Below are 241 nucleotides of genomic sequence, written 5' to 3' on the forward strand. Positions count from 1 at the left end.
GTCCTACGGCGACCAGCGCCCCCTGCAGATCGACCGCGCGCTGGCGACCGAAACGAAGCTGCTCGCCCTGGAAGAGCCCGCCGCAGGCATGAATGCGACGGAAAAGGTCGCGCAGCGCGACCTGCTGGTCAAGATCCAGGGCGCGGGCGTCACGATCCTGCTGATCGAACACGACGTGAAACTCATGATGGGGCTGTGCGACCGCATTTCGGTGCTGGAGTACGGCAAGCTGATCGCGGAA

1 pseudogene is annotated in these 241 nt (G+C 64.7%); it reads left to right on the plus strand.

The annotated features are described in order from the left end of the window. Positions 1-241: pseudogene (locus ACCD05_RS32080) on the plus strand (high-affinity branched-chain amino acid ABC transporter ATP-binding protein LivG); the annotation flags it as partial.

This window comes from Rhizobium sp. Rhizsp42, from assembly GCF_047304155.1.
GTDB lineage: Bacteria > Pseudomonadota > Alphaproteobacteria > Rhizobiales > Rhizobiaceae > Rhizobium.